We start from the raw sequence: 17324 nt of genomic DNA, 5'->3' as shown, positions 1-17324 counted from the left end.
CGTGTTTCTGGCAGACTCTCGTCCCATGGGTGAAGCGACCGTGAAGACTCTCGACAGCCGGACGGCGACCCCGTCACCCATCGTGGACGACGAGGCCGCGGTCTCCGCCACGCGCACGGACGACGTCCGGCGCTCCCGCACCCCGCGGGCGCCCCGCCGTCCGCGGATCTGGTTCGAAGTCCTGCTGATCGCGGTCAGTTACTGGACGTATTCGCTGATCCGCAACGCGGTGCCCGAGCAGAAGCAGCAGGCCCTGCGCAACGCGGACTGGATCTGGGAGGCCGAGAAGACGCTCGGCATAGCGGTGGAGCAGTCGGTCAACCATGCCGTGAACTCGGTGACATGGCTGATCGTGGCGATGAATTACTACTACGCGACGCTCCATTTCGTGGTGACCATCGGTGTCCTGGTCTGGCTCTACCGGTGGCATCCGGGCCGCTACGCGGCGGCCCGTCTCGTCCTGTTCGCCACCACCGGTGTGGCACTGGTCGGTTACTACCTGTATCCGCTCGCGCCGCCCCGGCTGATGAACGGGCAGGACTTCATCGACACCGTGCTGGTGCACCAGACCTGGGGGTCGATGGCCTCCGGCAACCTGAAGAACATGTCCAACCAGTACGCGGCGATGCCGTCGATGCACATCGGCTGGTCGCTGTGGTGCGGTCTGATCATCTGCGCGCTGGCGACGGCCCCGTGGGCGAAGATCCTGGGCGCGCTGTACCCCACGCTCACCCTGGTCGTGATCGTGGCGACCGCGAACCACTTCTGGCTCGACGCCGTCGGCGGGATGATCTGCCTGGCGTTCGGCTTCGGCGTCTCCTACGCCTGGTACCGGGCCCTCCCCCAGGGGCTGCCGCAGCACGTCCCCGCGGACCTGAACACCCCGCGCACGCCGCTCGGCACCCGCCTCGGACGCCTGCGCCGCACCCGCGCCTGAGCCCCGCGGGGGTCACCCCCCGTAGAACACCTCCTCCACCACGCCCCGTGCCCGGCGCGTGACGCGGCGGTAGTCGTCCAGCATGTCCCCCACGTGTCCCGGCCCGTAGCCCAGGTACCGACCGACCGCCGCCAGTTCGCGGCCGTCGGAGGGGAAGGTGTCGCCCGCCCGGCCGCGGACCAGCATCACGCCCGCCCGCACCCTGGTGGCCAGTACCCAGGCCTCGTCGAGGACCGCCGCGTCGTCCGCGGCGAGCAGACCGGCGTCCCGGGCCGCCGCCAGCGCCTGGCGGGTCCCCGTGGTGCGCAGTGCGGGCACCGACCAGGCGTGGCGCATCTGCAGCAGCTGCACCGTCCACTCGACGTCGCTGAGGCCGCCCCTGCCCAGCTTGGCGTGGAGGGTCGGGTCCGCGCCGCGCGGCAGCCGCTCGGACTCCATCCGGGCCTTGAGCCGGCGGATCTCGCGCTCCCCGTCCTCGCCGAGCCCCTGGTCGGGGTAGCGCAGCGGGTCGACCAGGGCGATGAAGCGGGCGGCCAGCTCGGGGTCGCCGGCCATGGGGCGGGCGCGCAGCAGGGCCTGGCTCTCCCAGACCAGGGACCAGCGGCGGTAGTACGCCTCGTAGGAGGGGAGCGTGCGGACCATCGGACCGCTCTTGCCCTCCGGCCGCAGGTCGGCGTCGATGAGCAGCGGCGGGTCGGCGGTCGGCAGCTGGAGCAGCCGCCGCATCTCCGCGACCACGGTGTTCGCGGCGCGTGCCGCCTCCTGCTCGTCGACGCCCTCGCGCGCCTCGTGCACGAACAGGACGTCGGCGTCGGAGCCGTAGCCCAGCTCCCCGCCGCCGAAGCGGCCCATGCCGATGACGGCGAACCGGGTGGGCAGGGTGTCCCCCCACTGGGCGCGGACCGCGGCCCGCAGCGCCCCGGCGATCGTGGCGGCCGTCAGGTCGGTGACGGCGGTGCCGGTCCGGTCGACGAGCGCGCCGGGGTCGGCCTCCGCGGGGCTCTCCTCGGTGCCGTACGAGCCGATGAGGTCGGCGGCGGCGGTACGGAACAGCTCCCGCCTGCGGACCCCGCGGGCGGCGGCGACCGCCGCCTCCGCGGTGTCGGCGCGGCCGACGGCGGCGAGCACCTCCTGCTCCAGGTGGTCGCGCCCGCGCGGTGCCAGCCCGCCGGGGTCGCCGAGGATGGCCACCGCCTCGGGGGCGCGCAGCAGCAGGTCGGGGGCGAGGCGTCCGGCGGACAGCACCCGCGCGAGGTTCTCCGCCGCCGCGCCCTCGTCGCGGAGCAGCCGCAGATACCAGGGCGTCTTGCCGAGGGCGTCGGAGACCTTGCGGAAGCCGAGGAGGCCCGCGTCGGGGTCGGCGGAGTCGGCGAACCAGCCGAGCAGCACGGGCAGCAGCGTGCGCTGGATGGCGGCCTTGCGGCTGACCCCGGAGGACAGCGCCTCCAGGTGCCGCAGGGCGGCCACCGGGTCGGCGTAGCCGAGGGCCTCCAGCCGCTGGCCGGCCGCCTTGGCGCTGAGCCGGGCCTCGCCGGGACCGAGCTGGGCGACGGCGTCGAGCAGCGGGCGGTAGAAGATCTTCTCGTGCAGCCTGCGCACGACCGACGCGTGGCGCTTCCACTCCCGGTTGAGGGCGGTGACCGGGTCGGTGCGCAGGCCGAGGGAGCGGCCGAGACGGCGCAGGTCGGCCTCCTGCTCGGGCACCAGGTGGGTGCGCCGCAGCCGGTACAGCTGGATGCGGTGCTCCATGGCGCGCAGGAAGCGGTAGGCGTCGTCGAGCTGGGCGGCGTCGGCCCGGCCCACGTAGCCGCCGGCGGCGAGCGCCTGGAGGGCGTCCAGGGTGGTGCCGCTGCGCAGCCCGGCGTCGCTGCGGCCGTGCACCAGCTGGAGCAGCTGCACGGCGAACTCGACGTCCCTGAGGCCGCCGGGGCCGAGCTTGAGTTCGCGCTCGATCTCGGCGGCCGGGATGTTGTCGACGACGCGGCGGCGCATCTTCTGGACGTCGGCGACGAAGTTCTCGCGTTCGGCGGCCTGCCAGACGAGCGGCGAGACGGCCTCGATGTACTCCTCGCCCAGCGGCAGGTCGCCGGCGACCGCCCTGGCCTTCAGCAGGGCCTGGAACTCCCAGGTCTTGGCCCAGCGCTGGTAGTAGGCCAGATGGCTGGAGAGGGTGCGCACCAGCGGGCCGTTGCGTCCCTCCGGCCGCAGGTTGGCGTCGACGGGCCAGATGGTGCCCTCGACGGTCGTCTCGGAGCAGATCCGCATCAGATGGGAGGCGAGCCGGGTCGCCGCCTGGATCGCCTTGGCCTCGTCGGCGCCGCTGACCGGCTCGCCGACGAAGATCACGTCGACGTCCGAGACGTAGTTCAGCTCGTGTCCGCCGCACTTGCCCATCGCGATCACGGCCAGCCGGCACAGGGCGGCGTCCTCGGGGGCCGCGGCACGGGCGATGGCGAGCGCGGCGCGCAGCGTGGCGGTGGCGAGGTCGGCGAGTTCGGCGGCCGCCTGGGCCACGTCGGTGGTGCCGCACACGTCGCGGGCGGCAATGGCGAGCAGGCAGCGGCGGTAGGCGACGCGCAGCGAGACGGCGTCGTCCGCGTCGGCGAGGCCGCGTTCGAAGTCGGCCACGCCGGGGTGCAGGTCGGTGGACTCGTAGGTGTAGAGGGACTGCCAGTCGTGCGGGTGGCGGGCCAGGTGGTCGCCGAGGGCCTCGGACGCGCCGAGGACGCCGAGCAGCCGGTCGCGCAGCGGCTTGGCGGTGATCAGGGTGTCGAGGAACCGCCGGCGTTCGGCGTCCCCGTGGGCCTCGGCGATCCGGACGAGGGAACGCAGCGCCAGGTCGGGGTCGGCGGTGGCCCCCAGCGCGTCGAGCAGCGCGGCGTCGCCGCGGACGGTCGACATCTCGGGGAGGTCCAGGAGCCGCTCGGCGGCGGACGGGTCGGTGAAGCCGTGCCGGAGAAGCCGGCTGAAGGTGCTGCTCCTGCGCCCCGGGGTCATCCCGTCACTCCTGTTCCGCCCTGCCCGCGTGGACCGGGTTCCGGTTCGAGACTAGGGCCTTTCGTCCGGGACGAGCACGTGAGCCCGTGCACGATCCGGACGGGAGCCCCCGAGGGCAGGCCCATGATCATCGATGGGGCGGGAGTGACGTGCGCGGCGCGTGAGATATGCCATGTTCCTGGCACAAACGCCTCGGTGAACCGCATGATCGGTGTTTCCGTCCTCCTGACCGGTCGGTGGCGAACAGTGCCGTTCGCCGCCTTTCGGGGCCTTCGGACCGCCGCGGCACCCCGGTGCCGCCCGGCTCCGTCCGGCGTCCCCCGGAGCCGGGCGCCCCGGCACCGGCTCCCGGCGCCTTCCCGGTCCGGCCGGCCGCACACGGCCGGGGACGCGTACCTGTTTCCACCTGAACACCGAAAGCACCACCGCCATGCGCTCGTCCGGGCCCCGCCTCCGCTCCGCCCTGCTGTCCCGTCGTGGCCCGACGGCAGCACTCCTGATCGCCCCGGTCGCGGTGGCCGGCTGGTTCGCCGGCACCGCCGGCGGCGTGTCGCCCGGCCCCCGTCCGGCCGGGGACACGGTGACCGCGCACAGTGCGCCGCGGCCCCCGGCGCGCTCCTCGGCGCCCGAGGAGGCGACCGGCGGAACTCCCGTGCGCGCCTCCCACGGCCCGTCGTCGGTGGTGCAGATCGTCGCCCACCCCGACGACGACCTGTTCTTCATGAACCCCGACACCCGGCAGTCCGTCGTCTCCGGCTCCCGCCTGACCTCCGTCTACCTCACCGCGGGCGAGTCGGACGGCGTCAACGCGGCCCGCAGCGGCGCGTACCGCCCCGCCGAACGACCCGCCGCCGACAAGGCCGCCTACGCGGAGGCCCGGCAGAACGGCATACGGGCCGCCTACGCCGAGATGGCGACGGGCGACCGCACCAGCCCGTGGCGGCGCACCGAGATACCCACCGCCGGCGGCGCCACCGCCGAGCTGGACCGGCTCGCCGCCCGCCCGGAGATCGCGCTCGTGTGGGTGCAGCTGCGGGAGGCGGGGTCGATCACCGGCGACCGGCCCGTCAGCCTGCACGGGCTCTGGGACGGCCGGGTAGCGGCCCTCCCCTCGCAGCTCGCCTCCGGTTCCCCTGTGCGGCAGGACTTCGCGTACCGCAAGGAGGAGGTCGTCGCGACGGTGTCCGGGCTGCTGGAGCGGTTCCGGCCCACCCATGTGCGGATGCAGGACCCGACGCCCGGACGGGTCGGCGGCACCGGCCCGTACACCGACCACCAGGACCACCTCTACGGCGCGCGCTTCGCCCAGGCCGCCCTCGCCCGGTACGCGCGGACGCCGGACCGTCCCGCGTTCGGCGTGCAGAACTACCTCGGGTACTCCACCGGCGGGCTGCCGCACACCCTGGACCCGGCGACCGCCGCGGCGAAGCTGCGGACCATGCACACCTACGCCTGGATGGACGAGGAGAACTACTGCGGGTCGCCGGCCGGCTGCGGCGACCGCAAGGTGGCGGCGAGGCCCGGGGGCCACGGCTGGACCGACTCCGTCCGCTACACCCGCGGCGAGTCGACGTCCTGGGTGCAGCCGGGCCGCGACGGCGGGCTGTGGGCGTTCTCCGTGCTCGACACCCGCCTCGCGGTCTGGCACCGGGCGCCGGGCGCGCAGGGCGCCTGGAGCGGTCCGGAGCTCCTGCCCGGCACCGGCCTCGACAGCGGGGTGACCTCCGTGCGGCTGAAGGACGGCCGCGTCGCGGTCTTCGCCACCCGGACCACGCTGGGCGAGCGCCCCGGCGACTACGGCCGCGACGTGGTCACGGCCGTCCAGCGCACACCGGACGGGCCGTTCGGCCCGTGGCGGTCCCTCGGCACGCCGGAACGCGACGACGCGAGCGGCCTGTCCGACATCAGCGCGCCCGCGGCGGCCGTCGACCGGGCGGGCCGGGTCACGGTCTACCTGCGCACCAGCCGCTGCACCCTGAGCTCCCTCGCCCAGCGCACCGACGGCACCTGGACCGCGTGGCGCGACCGGGGCGGCCGTGACCTGCACGGCGATCCGGCGGTGGCCTCGGACGCGACCGGCCGCCAGCACGTCTTCGCGGCCGCGCCCGCGACGGTCTGGTCCTGGACCCAGGCCGCACCCGGCGCCCCGCTGACCGGCCCCGCGGCGACCGGGCTGCCGCCGACGACGCTCGCGCTGAGCGCGGCCGGGGACGGCGACGGCGTGCGTCTCTGGTTCCGCAAGCCCGCCTCCGGAGCGGTCCGCACCGCCCGCTTCTCGGGCCCGGTGGCCTCGGGCGTGACCGAGCTCGGCGGGCCCGCGGGCTTCGGCCCCGTCAGCGCGTCCGGTCCCGGCCACACGCTGCTGGCCGCCCGCTCGGGAACGGGCGTCCCCGGTCTGTCGTCCCTGCCCGTGGCGGGGACCGGCAAGACCGGCGGGAGCGGCAGGAGCGGTGGCGTGGGGACGGCGGGCCGCGCCGCSSGCGGCGCGGGGCAGTGGCACGCCGGCGGTCCGCTGTTCGTCGGCGCCCCCTCGGGGGCGGGGACGGGCCTCGGGGCGGTGGGCCAGGACGGCAGGCTGTACTGGTCGTCACCGGGCGCGCCGGGCACCTGGACGGCGGTCGGCTGAGCCCGCCGGGCCGGGCACGGGCGACGGCACGGGGGCCCGGGGGCGAGCGCGTCACCGGCGCCGGGTCCTCGCGGGCGCAGCAGGCGCCCGGCCCCGTGAGGATCTCGGCGTCGGTCTACGCCGAACGGTACGGGGCGGGCTGGACGTTCGGGGCCGGTGACGGCGTGTTCTCCCGCGACGGAGGCGCGGCCCTGGTATTCCGGGTGGCGCCGCGGACGGCCTCCGGCAGCGTGAAGGGCGGCCCCTTCGGCCGGACCCGCCGGCGTTCCCGCACGGCGGCGGGCGGCCGAACCGCGCGCACGACCGACCCGAGCACGACCGACCCGAGAGCAGGACGCTGTGGACATGACGCTCGAAGTGGTGACGATCCCGGTCACCGACCTGGACCGCGCGAAGGCCTTCTACGCCGACGCCGTGGGCTTCAAGGCCGACCTCGACCAGGAGGTGGCCCCCGGCATGCGCATCGTGCAGCTGACCCCGCCGGGGTCACGCTGTTCCGTCGTCCTGATGAGCGGCATGCCGCGCAATCCGGGACAGCCCGAGATGGCGCCCGGATCGCTGCACGCGCTCCAGCTGTGCGTCACGGACATCGCCGCTGCCCACGCCGAGCTGAGCTCGCGCGGAGTGCCGGTCTCGGCGGTCCAGCACGTGGGGGCGACCGGGTGGGAGGACGGGCCGGGGCAGGAGTGGAACTCGTTCATGTTCTTCCAGGACCCCGACGGCAACTCCTGGTGCGTCCAGGAGGCGCCCGCGCCCCTGTCGGAGCGCTGACGAGCTCCCGGGGAGGCGGCAGGCGCTCCCTGGCTCGCGTCCCCGGGCGAGCACCTCCGGCCCGACCGCTGCCGGCTGAGCAGCCCGATCTGCTCGTCGAGGCGCGCCAGTTGTTCCCGCACCACTGGGCGCGCCTCGTCGCAGGTCGTGTTCCCGCCCACGCACGGCAGGAGTTCCGCCGCGGTCCTGACGTTCGGCCGCAGCGCCGGCCGGTGCCGGACGCGGTGCACGGTGACGACGCCGCCGTCGGCGAAGCGGCGGCAGCCGTCGACGTCGCGCTCGGCCCTAAGGAGTCCGCTGCGTTCGCGGTGGCGCGGCGATCCCGGGCCGGCCCCGTCGCCGCCAACTCGCCGGAGGCCCGCGGCAGCGGCCGGGCGGGCGTCGCCGGAACTCGCGGGAAAACCTGCTCCGGCCCCGCCCGGAACGGCCCCGGGAGGGCCTTCGGGGGCGGTGTGGGCGGGCGTGCCCGGCAGGGGGGAGGCGGGACCTCGACAGGAGTGCCGCAGGCCCGTGCGCAGGCGCCCACGGCCGGAGCAATGGGCCTCTGACCTGGTCTTTCCATCCCTCGGACCATAGCGTTGCGCTCTGAGGGAAGGGGATCTGATGGACCGCAGCATCCGCACCGTCGAGGACGTGCTCGCGCTTCTCGACGGCTTGTTCGCGCCCGACGCCGACCGGTGGAGCGAGGGCGGGGCCGACTGGTGGGACGGCTTCTACGCCGACCGCGACACACCGGTGCCGTTCTTCGTCTCGAAGCCGGACGAGAGCCTGGTCTCGTACCTGGACCGGGGGCTCGTCCCGTCCCGTGGCCGGGCGCTCGATCTCGGCTGCGGGCCGGGGCGCAACGCGATCCGGCTCGCCGAGGCGGGGTTCACGGTGGACGCCGTCGACCTCTCCCCCACGGCGATCGCCTGGGCCGGGGAGCGGGCCCGGCAGGCGGGGGCGGACGTCCGCTTCCTGCGCGCCGACGTCTTCGAGGCCGGTCTCGACGGCCCGTACGACCTGGTCCTCGACTCGGGCTGCTTCCACCATCTGCCGCCGCACCGGCGGATCAGCTACCTCTCGCTGCTCGACCGGGTCCTGGCCCCCGGCGGTCACCTCGCGCTGACGTGCTTCGCGGCCGGCGGCATGGGATCCGAGCTGCCGGACCGGGAGTTCTACCGCGAGGGCCGTCTCCAGGGCGGTCTCGCCTACACCCCCGAGTCGCTGCGCGGGATCTTCCGCGACCTCCAGGAGGTCGAGCTGCGGCGCATGCACGACGAGTCCGACGCATCGCCGCACTTCGGCGAACCCTTCCTCTGGACGGCGCTGTTCCGCAGGGCCGCCTGAGCGGCGGGCGTCCGCGGGCCGTCCCGCTCCGGGCGCTCCGGGCCGTCCCGCTCCGGGACGGCCCGCCGCCCTCGCGGCCGTGATGCCCGGCGGCGCGCAGGGCGGTCCGCGGGGACGCCGTTGCGACGCCGCCCGCCCGGCGAGGTCGCGGCACGGCCGCCGGACGGGGGCGGCCGGTGCGTCATACTGTGCGCCACAGTGCGAGGGGGCATGCAGCGGATGGTGCACGGGGCGGACGGCGCGGGGCTGCCGGAGCGTATCGGCGGGTACGCCGTGGAGCGGGAGTTGGGCGCCGGCGGGATGGGCACCGTCTATCTGGCGCGGTCGCGCGGCGGGCGGGCCGTGGCCGTGAAGGTGGCCCGGCCGGAGCTCGCCTCCGACCCCCACTTCCGTGAGCGGTTCCGTGCCGAGGTCGCCGCCGCGCGCAGCGTGGGCGGCTTCCACACGGCCCCGGTGGTGGACGCGGACCCTGCGGCGGCGGCCCCCTGGCTGGCCACGGCGTACATTCCCGGGCCGACGCTGTCCGCCCTGATCGCCGCCGAGGGGGCGATGGACGAGGCACGGCTGCGGCAGCTGGGCGCGGCCCTCGCGGAGGCGCTGGCGGCCATCCACGCCTGCGGGCTGGTGCACCGCGACCTGAAGCCCGGCAACATCATCATGGCCGCGGACGGCCCGCGGGTCCTGGACTTCGGCATCGCGCGGGCGCTGGAGTCGACCCGGCTGACGGCGACCGGGACGGCCTTCGGGACACCGGGTTTCCTGGCTCCCGAGCAGGCCCAGGGGGAGGAGGTCGACGGCGCCGCCGACGTCTTCGCGCTGGGCGCCGTGCTCGTGGCGGCGGCGGGCGGCAGCGCGTTCGGCGCGGGGACGCCGATGGGACTGATGTACCGGTCGGTGCACGAGCCGCCGGACCTCGCCGCGGTGCCGGCGGGACTGCGGCCGGCCGTGGCGTCGTGCCTGGAGAAGGAGCCGGGCCGGCGGCCCACGCCTCAGGCCCTGCTGGACCTGTTCCTGCCCGGCCCCGCCGCGCACCCGCCCACGGTGGCGGCACCGCCGCCGCCCTCCTACGCGCCCTCGGCGGCCCCGCAGTTCGGGCCTCCGCAGTTCGGGCCTCCGCCGGCCGGGACTCCGCCGTACGGGGCCACGGCGTACGGAACGCCGCCTCCCGGTCCCGCGGCGTACGGGACACCGCCGTTCGGCGGGCCGTACGGGGCGGCGCCGCTCCATCAGGCGCCCACCTCCCCGGCGCCCCTGGGCGACGCGGCCGCCGGCGCGGAGCCCGTGTTCGCGGCTGCCGACCCGAGGGCGTCCGTGCTGATCGACTCCGCGGGCGTCGCCCTGGGATCGGACGACTGGCATCTGCAGGTCTCCTGGGCCGAGATCGGCACCGTCGAGTACGCGGCCGAGGGACCCAAGCACCTGCGGATCGTGGTCCGCCTCCGGAACGGCGCCGTCCACCACTGCCTGCTGGCCGCCCGCCGCCGATCACGCCTCCAGGAGTGGCTGGAGGACCTGCCGCTGATCCTGGAGTGCTTCGCGTAGAAGGTCCCGTCGCACCGGAGGCCGCCTTCCCCGGTGCACAGGTTTGATCAGATGACCTGCCCGTGATCAGATACGTTCGGACCGAGGGGTGCCCGCCCCCGGCGGCTCCGACCGGGCGGGACGGCCGCGTCCCGTCGGCCTCCCGGCGCCCGACATCCACCAGAGGAGAAGCCATGGCCGCTTCGGCACAGGAACGGCGCACCCGCATCCTCGACGTGGTGCGCGAGGCCGGGTCGATCCGGGTCGTGGAACTCGCCGAGCGCCTCGGCATCCCTGCCGTCACCGTCCGGCGCGACGTCGCCGCGCTCGCCGACGACGGCAGGCTGGAGCGCACCCACGGCTCGGTCGCGCTGCCCGGCGGAGCCGGCGGCGGGCAGGGCCGGCTGATCGGCATGCTGGTGCCGACCGTCGGCCAGTACTTCGACGAGGTCGTGGCCGGCGCCAGTGCCGCGGCGACGGCGGCCGGGGCGCGGGTGATCCTCGGCATCGCCCCGTACGGGGCCGACAGCGACCGCGCCCAGGTCGAGCGGCTGCTGGAGTCGGACGTCGACGGGCTGCTGCTCACCCCCAACTGGACGCCCGGTGAAGGGCTGGTGGGCAGCGACTGGCTCGGCGGACTGCCCGTGCCGGCCGTCCTGGCCGAGCGCCGGGCCGCCCCGGCGAGCCCGGCGGCCCGCCTGGACGCGGTCTGCTCCGACCACCGCCACGGAGTGCTGCTCGCCCTGCGCCACTTCGCCGGGCTGGGCCACACGTCGGTGCTCCTCGCCGCCCGCGCCGACACCCGCACCGCGCACGAGGTCCGCGCGGGATACGCGGCGGCGGTGGGGCAGCTCGGACTCGCGGAGCTGCCCGTGGTCGACGTGCCCTCCCCCGCCGGCCCGCGCTCCCCCGGGGACGACGGAGACCTGGCCGCGCGGATCGCCGAGGCCGCCCGCTCGGGGGTGCGGGCGGTGCTGGTGCACAACGACCAGGACGCCATCCAGCTGCCGCCGCTGCTGCGCGCGCACGGCCTCACGGTGCCCGAGGACATGGCGCTGATCTCCTACGACGACGTGTACGCCGCCCTGTCGGAACCCCCGCTGACCGCGGTGGCCCCGCCGAAGCGGGCCGTCGGCTCGGAGGCGCTGGGCCTGCTGCTGCGCCGTCTGTCGGAGGGCGACACCCTGCCGGTCCACCGGACCGAGCTGCTCCCCACGCTCAAGATCCGCAAGTCCTGCGGCGAGCCGATCGCCTGAGTCGGGCAGCACGGGCAGCGTCCGGAACGGACCTCGCCCGGCCCGGCGACCCGCCCCGGCGGGTTTCCCTCCCGGCCCCGTGGGACGCGCCGCCGGGACACGCGGGCCCACTCTCCGGCCCGGCGTCCGAGCCCCTGGGAGCAGCCGCACGGGCGGCGCCGGGGGCGCGCGGGTGTCCGGCGACCAGGCCCCGGCGGCGCGCGGCCCCGCCCGGGCGCCCACGGAACGGGCGCGTCGGCCCGCGWCGSACCGCCGGCCTCCCCCGCGGACACGCCGGACCCGCCCCGGCCGCCGCCCCATGCCTCGCCCGCGGAGGGGCCGCCGCGACGCCCCTCACCCGTGCGGCGACGCCGTCACGCGTACCCGCTCCGGGCGCAGTTCCGCGTGGTGGGCGGATCCGTCCGGCCAGGTCACCGTGAGGGACCAGCCGTCGTCCGGGAGCGGTGCGACGCGGGCCCGGGCGCGGCCGTCGCCGGGGGTCGCGCCCGGCCCGTCCAGGCGGAACGCGCCGGCGAACAGGCAGACGCCGTCCGTCGTGACGCCCCGCAGCACCGGCGCGGCCGCGACCGGGCCGAAGGCCGTGGCCGCGCCGGAGCGGCGCACCGCCGCCTCGGTGAGCCCCCACAGGCACCGGGCCTCGGAGCGCAGTCCGGCGCCCGTGACGGCGAGCCCCGCGGGCTCGTCGCCGGTGTCCACCCGGGTGTCCACGCTCTCGCCGGTCACCGCCCAGCCGCCGTGCACGACGGCGGTCCCCGGCGCGGCGCCCGAGACGGCGTGGAAGCGCAGTTCGTCGGCCCCGTGGGCGAGGGTCAGCGCGGTGACGGTGACGCCGGGCACCGGGCGGCCGCCGGTGCGGGGGCGGTGGACCGAGGCGGCCCAGCCCGGGCCCGCGCCGAGGGGTTCGATCCGGCCGCGTTCGCTGATCGCGCCGTCCGGCCCCGTCTCCAGTCCGAAGCGGTTGTCCGGCAGATCGGCCGTCGGGCCGGTCACCGTGGAGTGGGCGAGGGCCGCGTACAGCGGATCGTCGGGCGTGACCTCGTCGCGGGGCTGGTCGTCGCTGCCGTGGTTGTGGAGGCGTACGACGCCGTCCGCCACGGTGGTCTGGAGCAGCCAGCCGGGCCCCGGCAACTCCCGTACGCGGTCGTTTCGTTCGGCCGGCGCCGGCTCCTCGGTGGCCGTCCAGACGGGGTGGTCCGGCGGCAGCAGGAGGCCGAGGAAGCCGCAGGCCGACCAGTAGGGGGAGGCCGGGCCCGAGTAGGGCTGCACCAGCGGGGCGTACGGGCCGTGCCAGCCGAGGGTGAGCAGTCCCCGGTCGTCGAGAGCGCCCCGGTCGAGGAAGTAGCGCAGTGCCCCGGAGGCGATCCGGCGTGTGGTGCCGGGTGTCAGGGGGGTGCGGCCGGTGAGGGCGCCGGCCCAGACGGCGGCGGCGGCGCCGAACCGGTAGCTCAGGGAGCGGCCCTGGTGGACCGGGGCCCCGTCGCCGCCGAACATCGAGGCGTAGCCGTCCAGATGGGCCGCGAGGCGGTCGCCGTACCGGGCGGTCAGCTCCGCGTCGCCGGAGAGGTGGGCGTGGAGGACGGGCAGGAGGTGCAGGGCCCAGCCGTTGTAGTGGTCGAAGGCGCGCGGGCGCCCGTCGGTGTACCAGCCGTCGCCGAGGTACCACGTCTCGATCGCGGCGAGCCCCCGGTCGACGGCGGCCCCGGCGGCCTCGGTCTCGATGCCGGCCTCCGCGAGGAAGCCGCCGACGGTCAGGGGGAAGAGCCACCAGTTGTTGTCGTGCGGCCGGTGGTGGAGGGCTCCCGCGAGCCAGCGCCCGGCCCGCTCGCGGACGTCGTCGTCGAGCCTGTCCCACAGCCAGGGGCGCGTGAGGCGCAGGCTCAGGGCGACGGACGACGCCTCGACCATGGCCTGGCCGCGGTCGGTGACGACGCTCCACGAGGTGGTGTCGCCGTCGGCGAGGTCGCGTTCGGCGGTGGGGGTGCGGGTGCCCGCGTCCAACCCCTCGGCGTAGCGCTCCATGAGGCCGTGGGGGTCGACGCCGTCGGCGCCGGCGACTCGGAGGGCGGCGAGCTGGAACGTCCTGGCGTAGCCCTCCAGGCCGTCGGAGCGGCGGCCGGAGACGCTGGGGCGGGGGCCGGGGAGGTCGATCAGCGCGTGGCGGGGACCGGCGTGGGGCCGCACCGCCGCGAGCAGGGCGTCGGCGGCCGCCTCCCAGTGGCTCCTGGTCCAGCCGGTCCGGGGGCTGCGGGTGCGGTCCTCGTCGGGGAGCTGCATGGCGGGGCCCTTCGTCGGCGGCTGCCCGGAGGCGGCGGACGGGCTGCCGTACATGCGGAGCGCGGCGCGCGGATGACAGCACACGACGCCGCTCTGATCAAGTAATCACATCGATCGCACGGTAGCAGGGCCGCACCTGCGGACGGAAGAGCCGCATTTCGCATGTCCAGAACGCACGCTAGGTGCGGCGGCACCCGCAGGCCGACTCGATCACATCAGATCATTCGATCGAAAGGTCTTGACGTCGATCGAACCGCCGCTCAGGATGGCCGTCGATTCAGCGTGACCTCGCAGCGCCGGGCGGACTCCGGTGCCCGTGACCTCTCCAAGGAGCCGCGCCATGCCTTCCTCCTCCCTCCCCCGCCGGGCCGCCCGCCGCAGAACGTACGGTTCGGGCCTGATCGCGGCGGCGACCGCGCTGTGCCTGGCCACGCTCTCCGCCTGCGGGTCCGGCCAGGGCGCCGACGCCTCCGCGAAGGACGGCCCCGTCACCCTCACGTTCTGGGGCTGGGCCAAGGGGACCCAGGAGGTCGTGGACGCCTTCAACGCCTCCCAGCAGGACATCCGCGTCACCTTCCAGGAGATCCCCTCCGGCAACGCGGGCGGCTACGCCAAGATCTCCAACGCCGTGAAGGCGGGCAACGCCCCCGACGTCTTCAACGTCGAGTACCCGCAGCTCCCCGACTTCGTCAGCCGGGGAGCCGTCCAGGACATCGGCGAGCACGTCTCCGACGACCTGAAGGCGCAGTACCTGCCGCAGGCGATACGGATGACGACCCTCGGCGGATCCACCTGGGCCCTCCCGCTGGACGCCGCGCCGCAGGTCTTCTACTACCGCAAGGACGTCTTCGCGAAGGCCGGGATCACCACCCCGCCGAAGACCTGGGAGGCGTTCCGTGCGGACGCCGAGAAGATACGGAAGGCCGACCCCCGGGCACGCATCGCGACCTTCTTCCCCGACGACCCGAACACCTTCGAGGCCATGGCCTGGCAGGCCGGCGCCCAGTGGTTCAAGGCCGGGGACGACGCCTGGAAGGTCGCCTTCCGGGACGAGGGCACGCAGAAGGCCGCCGACTACTGGCAGGGCATGATCGACGACGACCTGGTGCAGGTCGCGCCGTCCTTCTCGCAGCAGTGGACCGCCTCCCTCCAGAAGGGTGGGACCGTCGGTTACCTGGGCGCCAGCTGGGGCGCCGGCGTGCTCGGCGGCACGCTTCCCGACCAGAGCGGCACCTGGGCGGCCGCGCCGATGCCCACCTTCGACGGCGAGCCCGCCAGCGGCATGCTCGGCGGCACCACGTTCGCCGTGTCCAAGGACAGCGACAAGGCCGAGGCGGCCGTGGCGTTCGCCCGGTGGGCGACCACCACCGAGGACGGCATGAAGGCCCGTATCGGGAGCGGCACGTCGTCGGCCTACCCGGCCGCGCCCGCCCTGGTCCCGGTGGCCGAGAGCTCCTTCAAGAGCACCCTCTTCGGCGACCAGGACCTCTACGGCCTCTTCGCGGACGCCGCCGGGTCCATCCGCGCCGACTGGACCTGGGGCCCCGTCATGGGCACCACCAACAACGCGCTGAAGGACTCCTTCGCCGAGGTCCACAGCGGCGGTGCCGACATCATGACCGCCGTCCGCGGCGCCGAGGCCGCCACGGTGAAGGAACTGGAGAACCGCGGGATCAAGGTGACCCGCTGATGTCCGTGCCCCTGAGCACCGGCTCCCCGGCCGCCCGCCCCGCCCCCCGGCGGCGCCGGCGGCCGGGGGCCCCGGCCGTGCTGCTGCTCCCGTTCCTCGTCCTGTTCACCGTCTGCACGCTGATCCCCCTCGGCAACGCCGTCCGCCTCAGCCTCTACAGCGAGCAGCGGTCGGGGCTCGGCTTCGGCGGCGTGGAACGCATCTTCAGCGGACTCGGCAACTACACGGCCGCGCTCGGCGACCCGGCCTTCCGCGACGGCTTCCTCAACCTCGCGCTGTACTGCCTGCTCTACATCCCCCTGATGACCGGACTGTCGCTGCTGCTGGCCCTGCTGCTCGACTCCACCCTCGCCCGCGCGAAGCGCTTCTTCCAGCTGGGGCTCTTCCTGCCGCACGCGGTGCCCGGCATCATCGCCGCGCTGATCTGGATGTACCTCTACACCCCGGGCGTCAGCCCGGTGATCGGGGCGCTGGACGCGGCCGGCGTCCAGGCCGACATGCTCGGCACCCCCGTGCCCGCCGTGGTCAACATCGCGCTGTGGGAGTGGACCGGCTACAACGTGATCATCTTCTTCGCCGCCCTCCAGGCGATCCCGCGCGAGGTGCTGGAGGCGTCCGTCATCGACGGCGCCGGACCGCTGCGCACCGCCTGGAACATCAAAGTGCCGCTGATCCGGCCGTCGTTGGCCATGGTCGGCCTCTTCACCGTGATCGGCTCGCTCCAGCTGTTCACCGAACCGATGATCCTGCACGGCGCGGCCCCCGGCGTCGTCACCACCTGGACGCCCACCATGTACGCCTACAACGCCGCGTTCGAACGCAACGACTACGGGCTCGCCGCGGCCTCCTCCGTACTGCTCGCGCTGGCCGCGGCCGCCCTCTCGTTCCTGGTCACCCGGTTCTCCGGCGGCCGTTCCGGCTCCGCGAAGGGAGAACACGCATGAGCACCGCCGCGCCCGCCAGGCCCCGCCGGCCGCAGCGCAGGGCCGCGCCCCCGCCCCCGCTCGACACCGGCCGGCGCTCCCACCGGTCCATGTCGAAGGCCGCCGTCAACGGCGTCCTGCTGCTGGCCACGCTGTACACGGTCCTGCCGCTGCTCTGGCTGCTGACCGCCGCCGCCAAGAACACCGGCGACCTGCTCGGCGGCCGCACCCTCACCCCCGACCGCTGGAATCTGGGGCGGAACCTCGCCGACCTGGCCGCCACCGGCGACGGGATCTACTTCCGCTGGTACCTCAACTCGCTGCTGTACGCCGGAGTCGGCGCCGTGCTCTGCGCCTTCGTCTGCGTCGCCGCCGGCTACGCGTTCCACGTGTACCGCTTCCCCGGCAAGGAGAAGCTGTTCGGCCTGGTCCTGCTGGGCGTGCTCGTGCCGACGACGGCGCTCGCGCTGCCGATGTACCTGCTCGCCTCCAAGGCCGGTGTCGTCAACAGCTTCTGGGCCGTCTTCGTGCCGTCGCTGGTCAATCCCTTCGGGGTCTATCTCGCCCGGGTCTTCTGCCGCGGCTACATCCCCGGGGAGGTGCTGGAGGCCGCGCGGGTGGACGGGGCCGGCGAACTGCGCACCTTCTGGTCGATCGGGCTGCGGATGGTGATGCCGGGCTTCGTCACCATCTGCCTGTTCCAGTTCACGGCCATCTGGAACAACTTCTTCCTGCCGCTGGTGATGCTCTCCGACACCGAGCTCTTCCCGGTGAGCCTCGGCCTGTACGCCTGGAACACCCAGACCCGCGCCTTCCCCGAGTACTACCCCATGGTGGTGACCGGATCGCTGCTCGCCGTCGTGCCGCTGGTCGTCGCCTTCGTCGCGCTCCAGCGCTTCTGGAAGGCGGGCATGACCGCCGGAGCGGTCAAGTGACCCCCGTCGTCCGCGCACCCCAGCCGCGCGCAGCGCACAACCCCCTCCGGGAGCAGCCCGTGCCC

At 75.1% G+C, this 17324-nt stretch carries 12 protein-coding genes; 9 read left to right on the top strand and 3 right to left on the bottom strand.

Annotated elements, in window-relative coordinates:
* Nucleotides 1-25: 25 nt before the first annotated feature.
* Entirely contained in the window at nucleotides 26-937 is a 912-nt protein-coding gene (locus tag EAO77_RS22740) for a phosphatase PAP2 family protein (RefSeq protein ID WP_147990157.1), read from the top strand.
* Nucleotides 938-949: 12 nt separating this feature from the next.
* Here the strand turns inward: EAO77_RS22740 and EAO77_RS22735 are convergent, their stop codons facing one another.
* Nucleotides 950-3934, bottom strand: a complete 2985-nt coding sequence (locus EAO77_RS22735) for a bifunctional [glutamine synthetase] adenylyltransferase/[glutamine synthetase]-adenylyl-L-tyrosine phosphorylase (protein WP_147990156.1) — start codon at nucleotides 3932-3934, stop codon at nucleotides 950-952.
* A gap of 430 nt (nucleotides 3935-4364) precedes the next feature.
* Between EAO77_RS22735 and EAO77_RS22730 the strand changes: the two genes are divergently transcribed.
* The 5 genes from EAO77_RS22730 to EAO77_RS22710 all read left to right on the top strand — a co-directional run bounded on the left by EAO77_RS22730 (nucleotide 4365) and on the right by EAO77_RS22710 (nucleotide 11437).
* Complete coding sequence (locus EAO77_RS22730) at nucleotides 4365-6560, top strand: PIG-L family deacetylase (RefSeq protein ID WP_147990155.1); 2196 nt, start codon at nucleotides 4365-4367, stop codon at nucleotides 6558-6560.
* A gap of 339 nt (nucleotides 6561-6899) precedes the next feature.
* Complete coding sequence (locus tag EAO77_RS22725; protein WP_147990154.1) at nucleotides 6900-7331, top strand: VOC family protein; 432 nt, start codon at nucleotides 6900-6902, stop codon at nucleotides 7329-7331.
* Between the two features lie 603 nt (nucleotides 7332-7934).
* A complete protein-coding gene (locus EAO77_RS22720) occupies nucleotides 7935-8660 on the top strand; it encodes a class I SAM-dependent methyltransferase (RefSeq protein WP_147990153.1) in 726 nt (241 codons plus the stop codon).
* Nucleotides 8661-8879: 219 nt separating this feature from the next.
* On the top strand, nucleotides 8880-10202 hold the full coding sequence (locus EAO77_RS22715) for a serine/threonine-protein kinase (RefSeq protein ID WP_147990969.1): 1323 nt from the start codon (nucleotides 8880-8882) through the stop codon (nucleotides 10200-10202).
* A gap of 173 nt (nucleotides 10203-10375) precedes the next feature.
* Nucleotides 10376-11437 (top strand): substrate-binding domain-containing protein, encoded by a 1062-nt coding sequence (locus EAO77_RS22710; protein ID WP_147990152.1) that lies wholly within the window; start codon nucleotides 10376-10378, stop codon nucleotides 11435-11437.
* Between the two features lie 333 nt (nucleotides 11438-11770).
* On the opposite strand, the gene EAO77_RS22705 is transcribed toward EAO77_RS22710, so the two are convergent.
* Both EAO77_RS22705 and EAO77_RS40280 read right to left on the bottom strand, forming a co-directional pair.
* On the bottom strand, nucleotides 11771-13711 hold the full coding sequence (locus tag EAO77_RS22705; protein ID WP_147990151.1) for a DUF2264 domain-containing protein: 1941 nt from the start codon (nucleotides 13709-13711) through the stop codon (nucleotides 11771-11773).
* A gap of 210 nt (nucleotides 13712-13921) precedes the next feature.
* Nucleotides 13922-14053, bottom strand: coding sequence for a hypothetical protein (locus EAO77_RS40280; protein ID WP_261994110.1), 132 nt, complete (start codon nucleotides 14051-14053; stop codon nucleotides 13922-13924).
* Here EAO77_RS40280 and EAO77_RS22700 point away from each other — a divergent pair.
* The 3 genes from EAO77_RS22700 (at nucleotide 14052) to EAO77_RS22690 (ending at nucleotide 17259) form a co-directional block, all read left to right on the top strand.
* On the top strand, nucleotides 14052-15401 hold the full coding sequence (locus EAO77_RS22700; RefSeq protein ID WP_147990150.1) for an ABC transporter substrate-binding protein: 1350 nt from the start codon (nucleotides 14052-14054) through the stop codon (nucleotides 15399-15401). The genes EAO77_RS40280 and EAO77_RS22700 overlap by 2 nt on opposite strands.
* Complete coding sequence (locus tag EAO77_RS22695; RefSeq protein WP_147990149.1) at nucleotides 15401-16345, top strand: carbohydrate ABC transporter permease; 945 nt, start codon at nucleotides 15401-15403, stop codon at nucleotides 16343-16345. The genes EAO77_RS22700 and EAO77_RS22695 overlap by 1 nt, the downstream gene beginning before the upstream one ends.
* An 89-nt stretch (nucleotides 16346-16434) precedes the next feature.
* On the top strand, nucleotides 16435-17259 hold the full coding sequence (locus EAO77_RS22690; RefSeq protein ID WP_147990968.1) for a carbohydrate ABC transporter permease: 825 nt from the start codon (nucleotides 16435-16437) through the stop codon (nucleotides 17257-17259).
* Nucleotides 17260-17324: the final 65 nt, after the last annotated feature.

Source organism: Streptomyces sp. T39 (assembly GCF_008042045.1).
Lineage (GTDB): Bacteria > Actinomycetota > Actinomycetes > Streptomycetales > Streptomycetaceae > Streptomyces.
The sequence above is the reverse complement of the archived record's forward strand: the minus strand, read 5'-3'. Positions and strand labels throughout refer to the sequence as shown.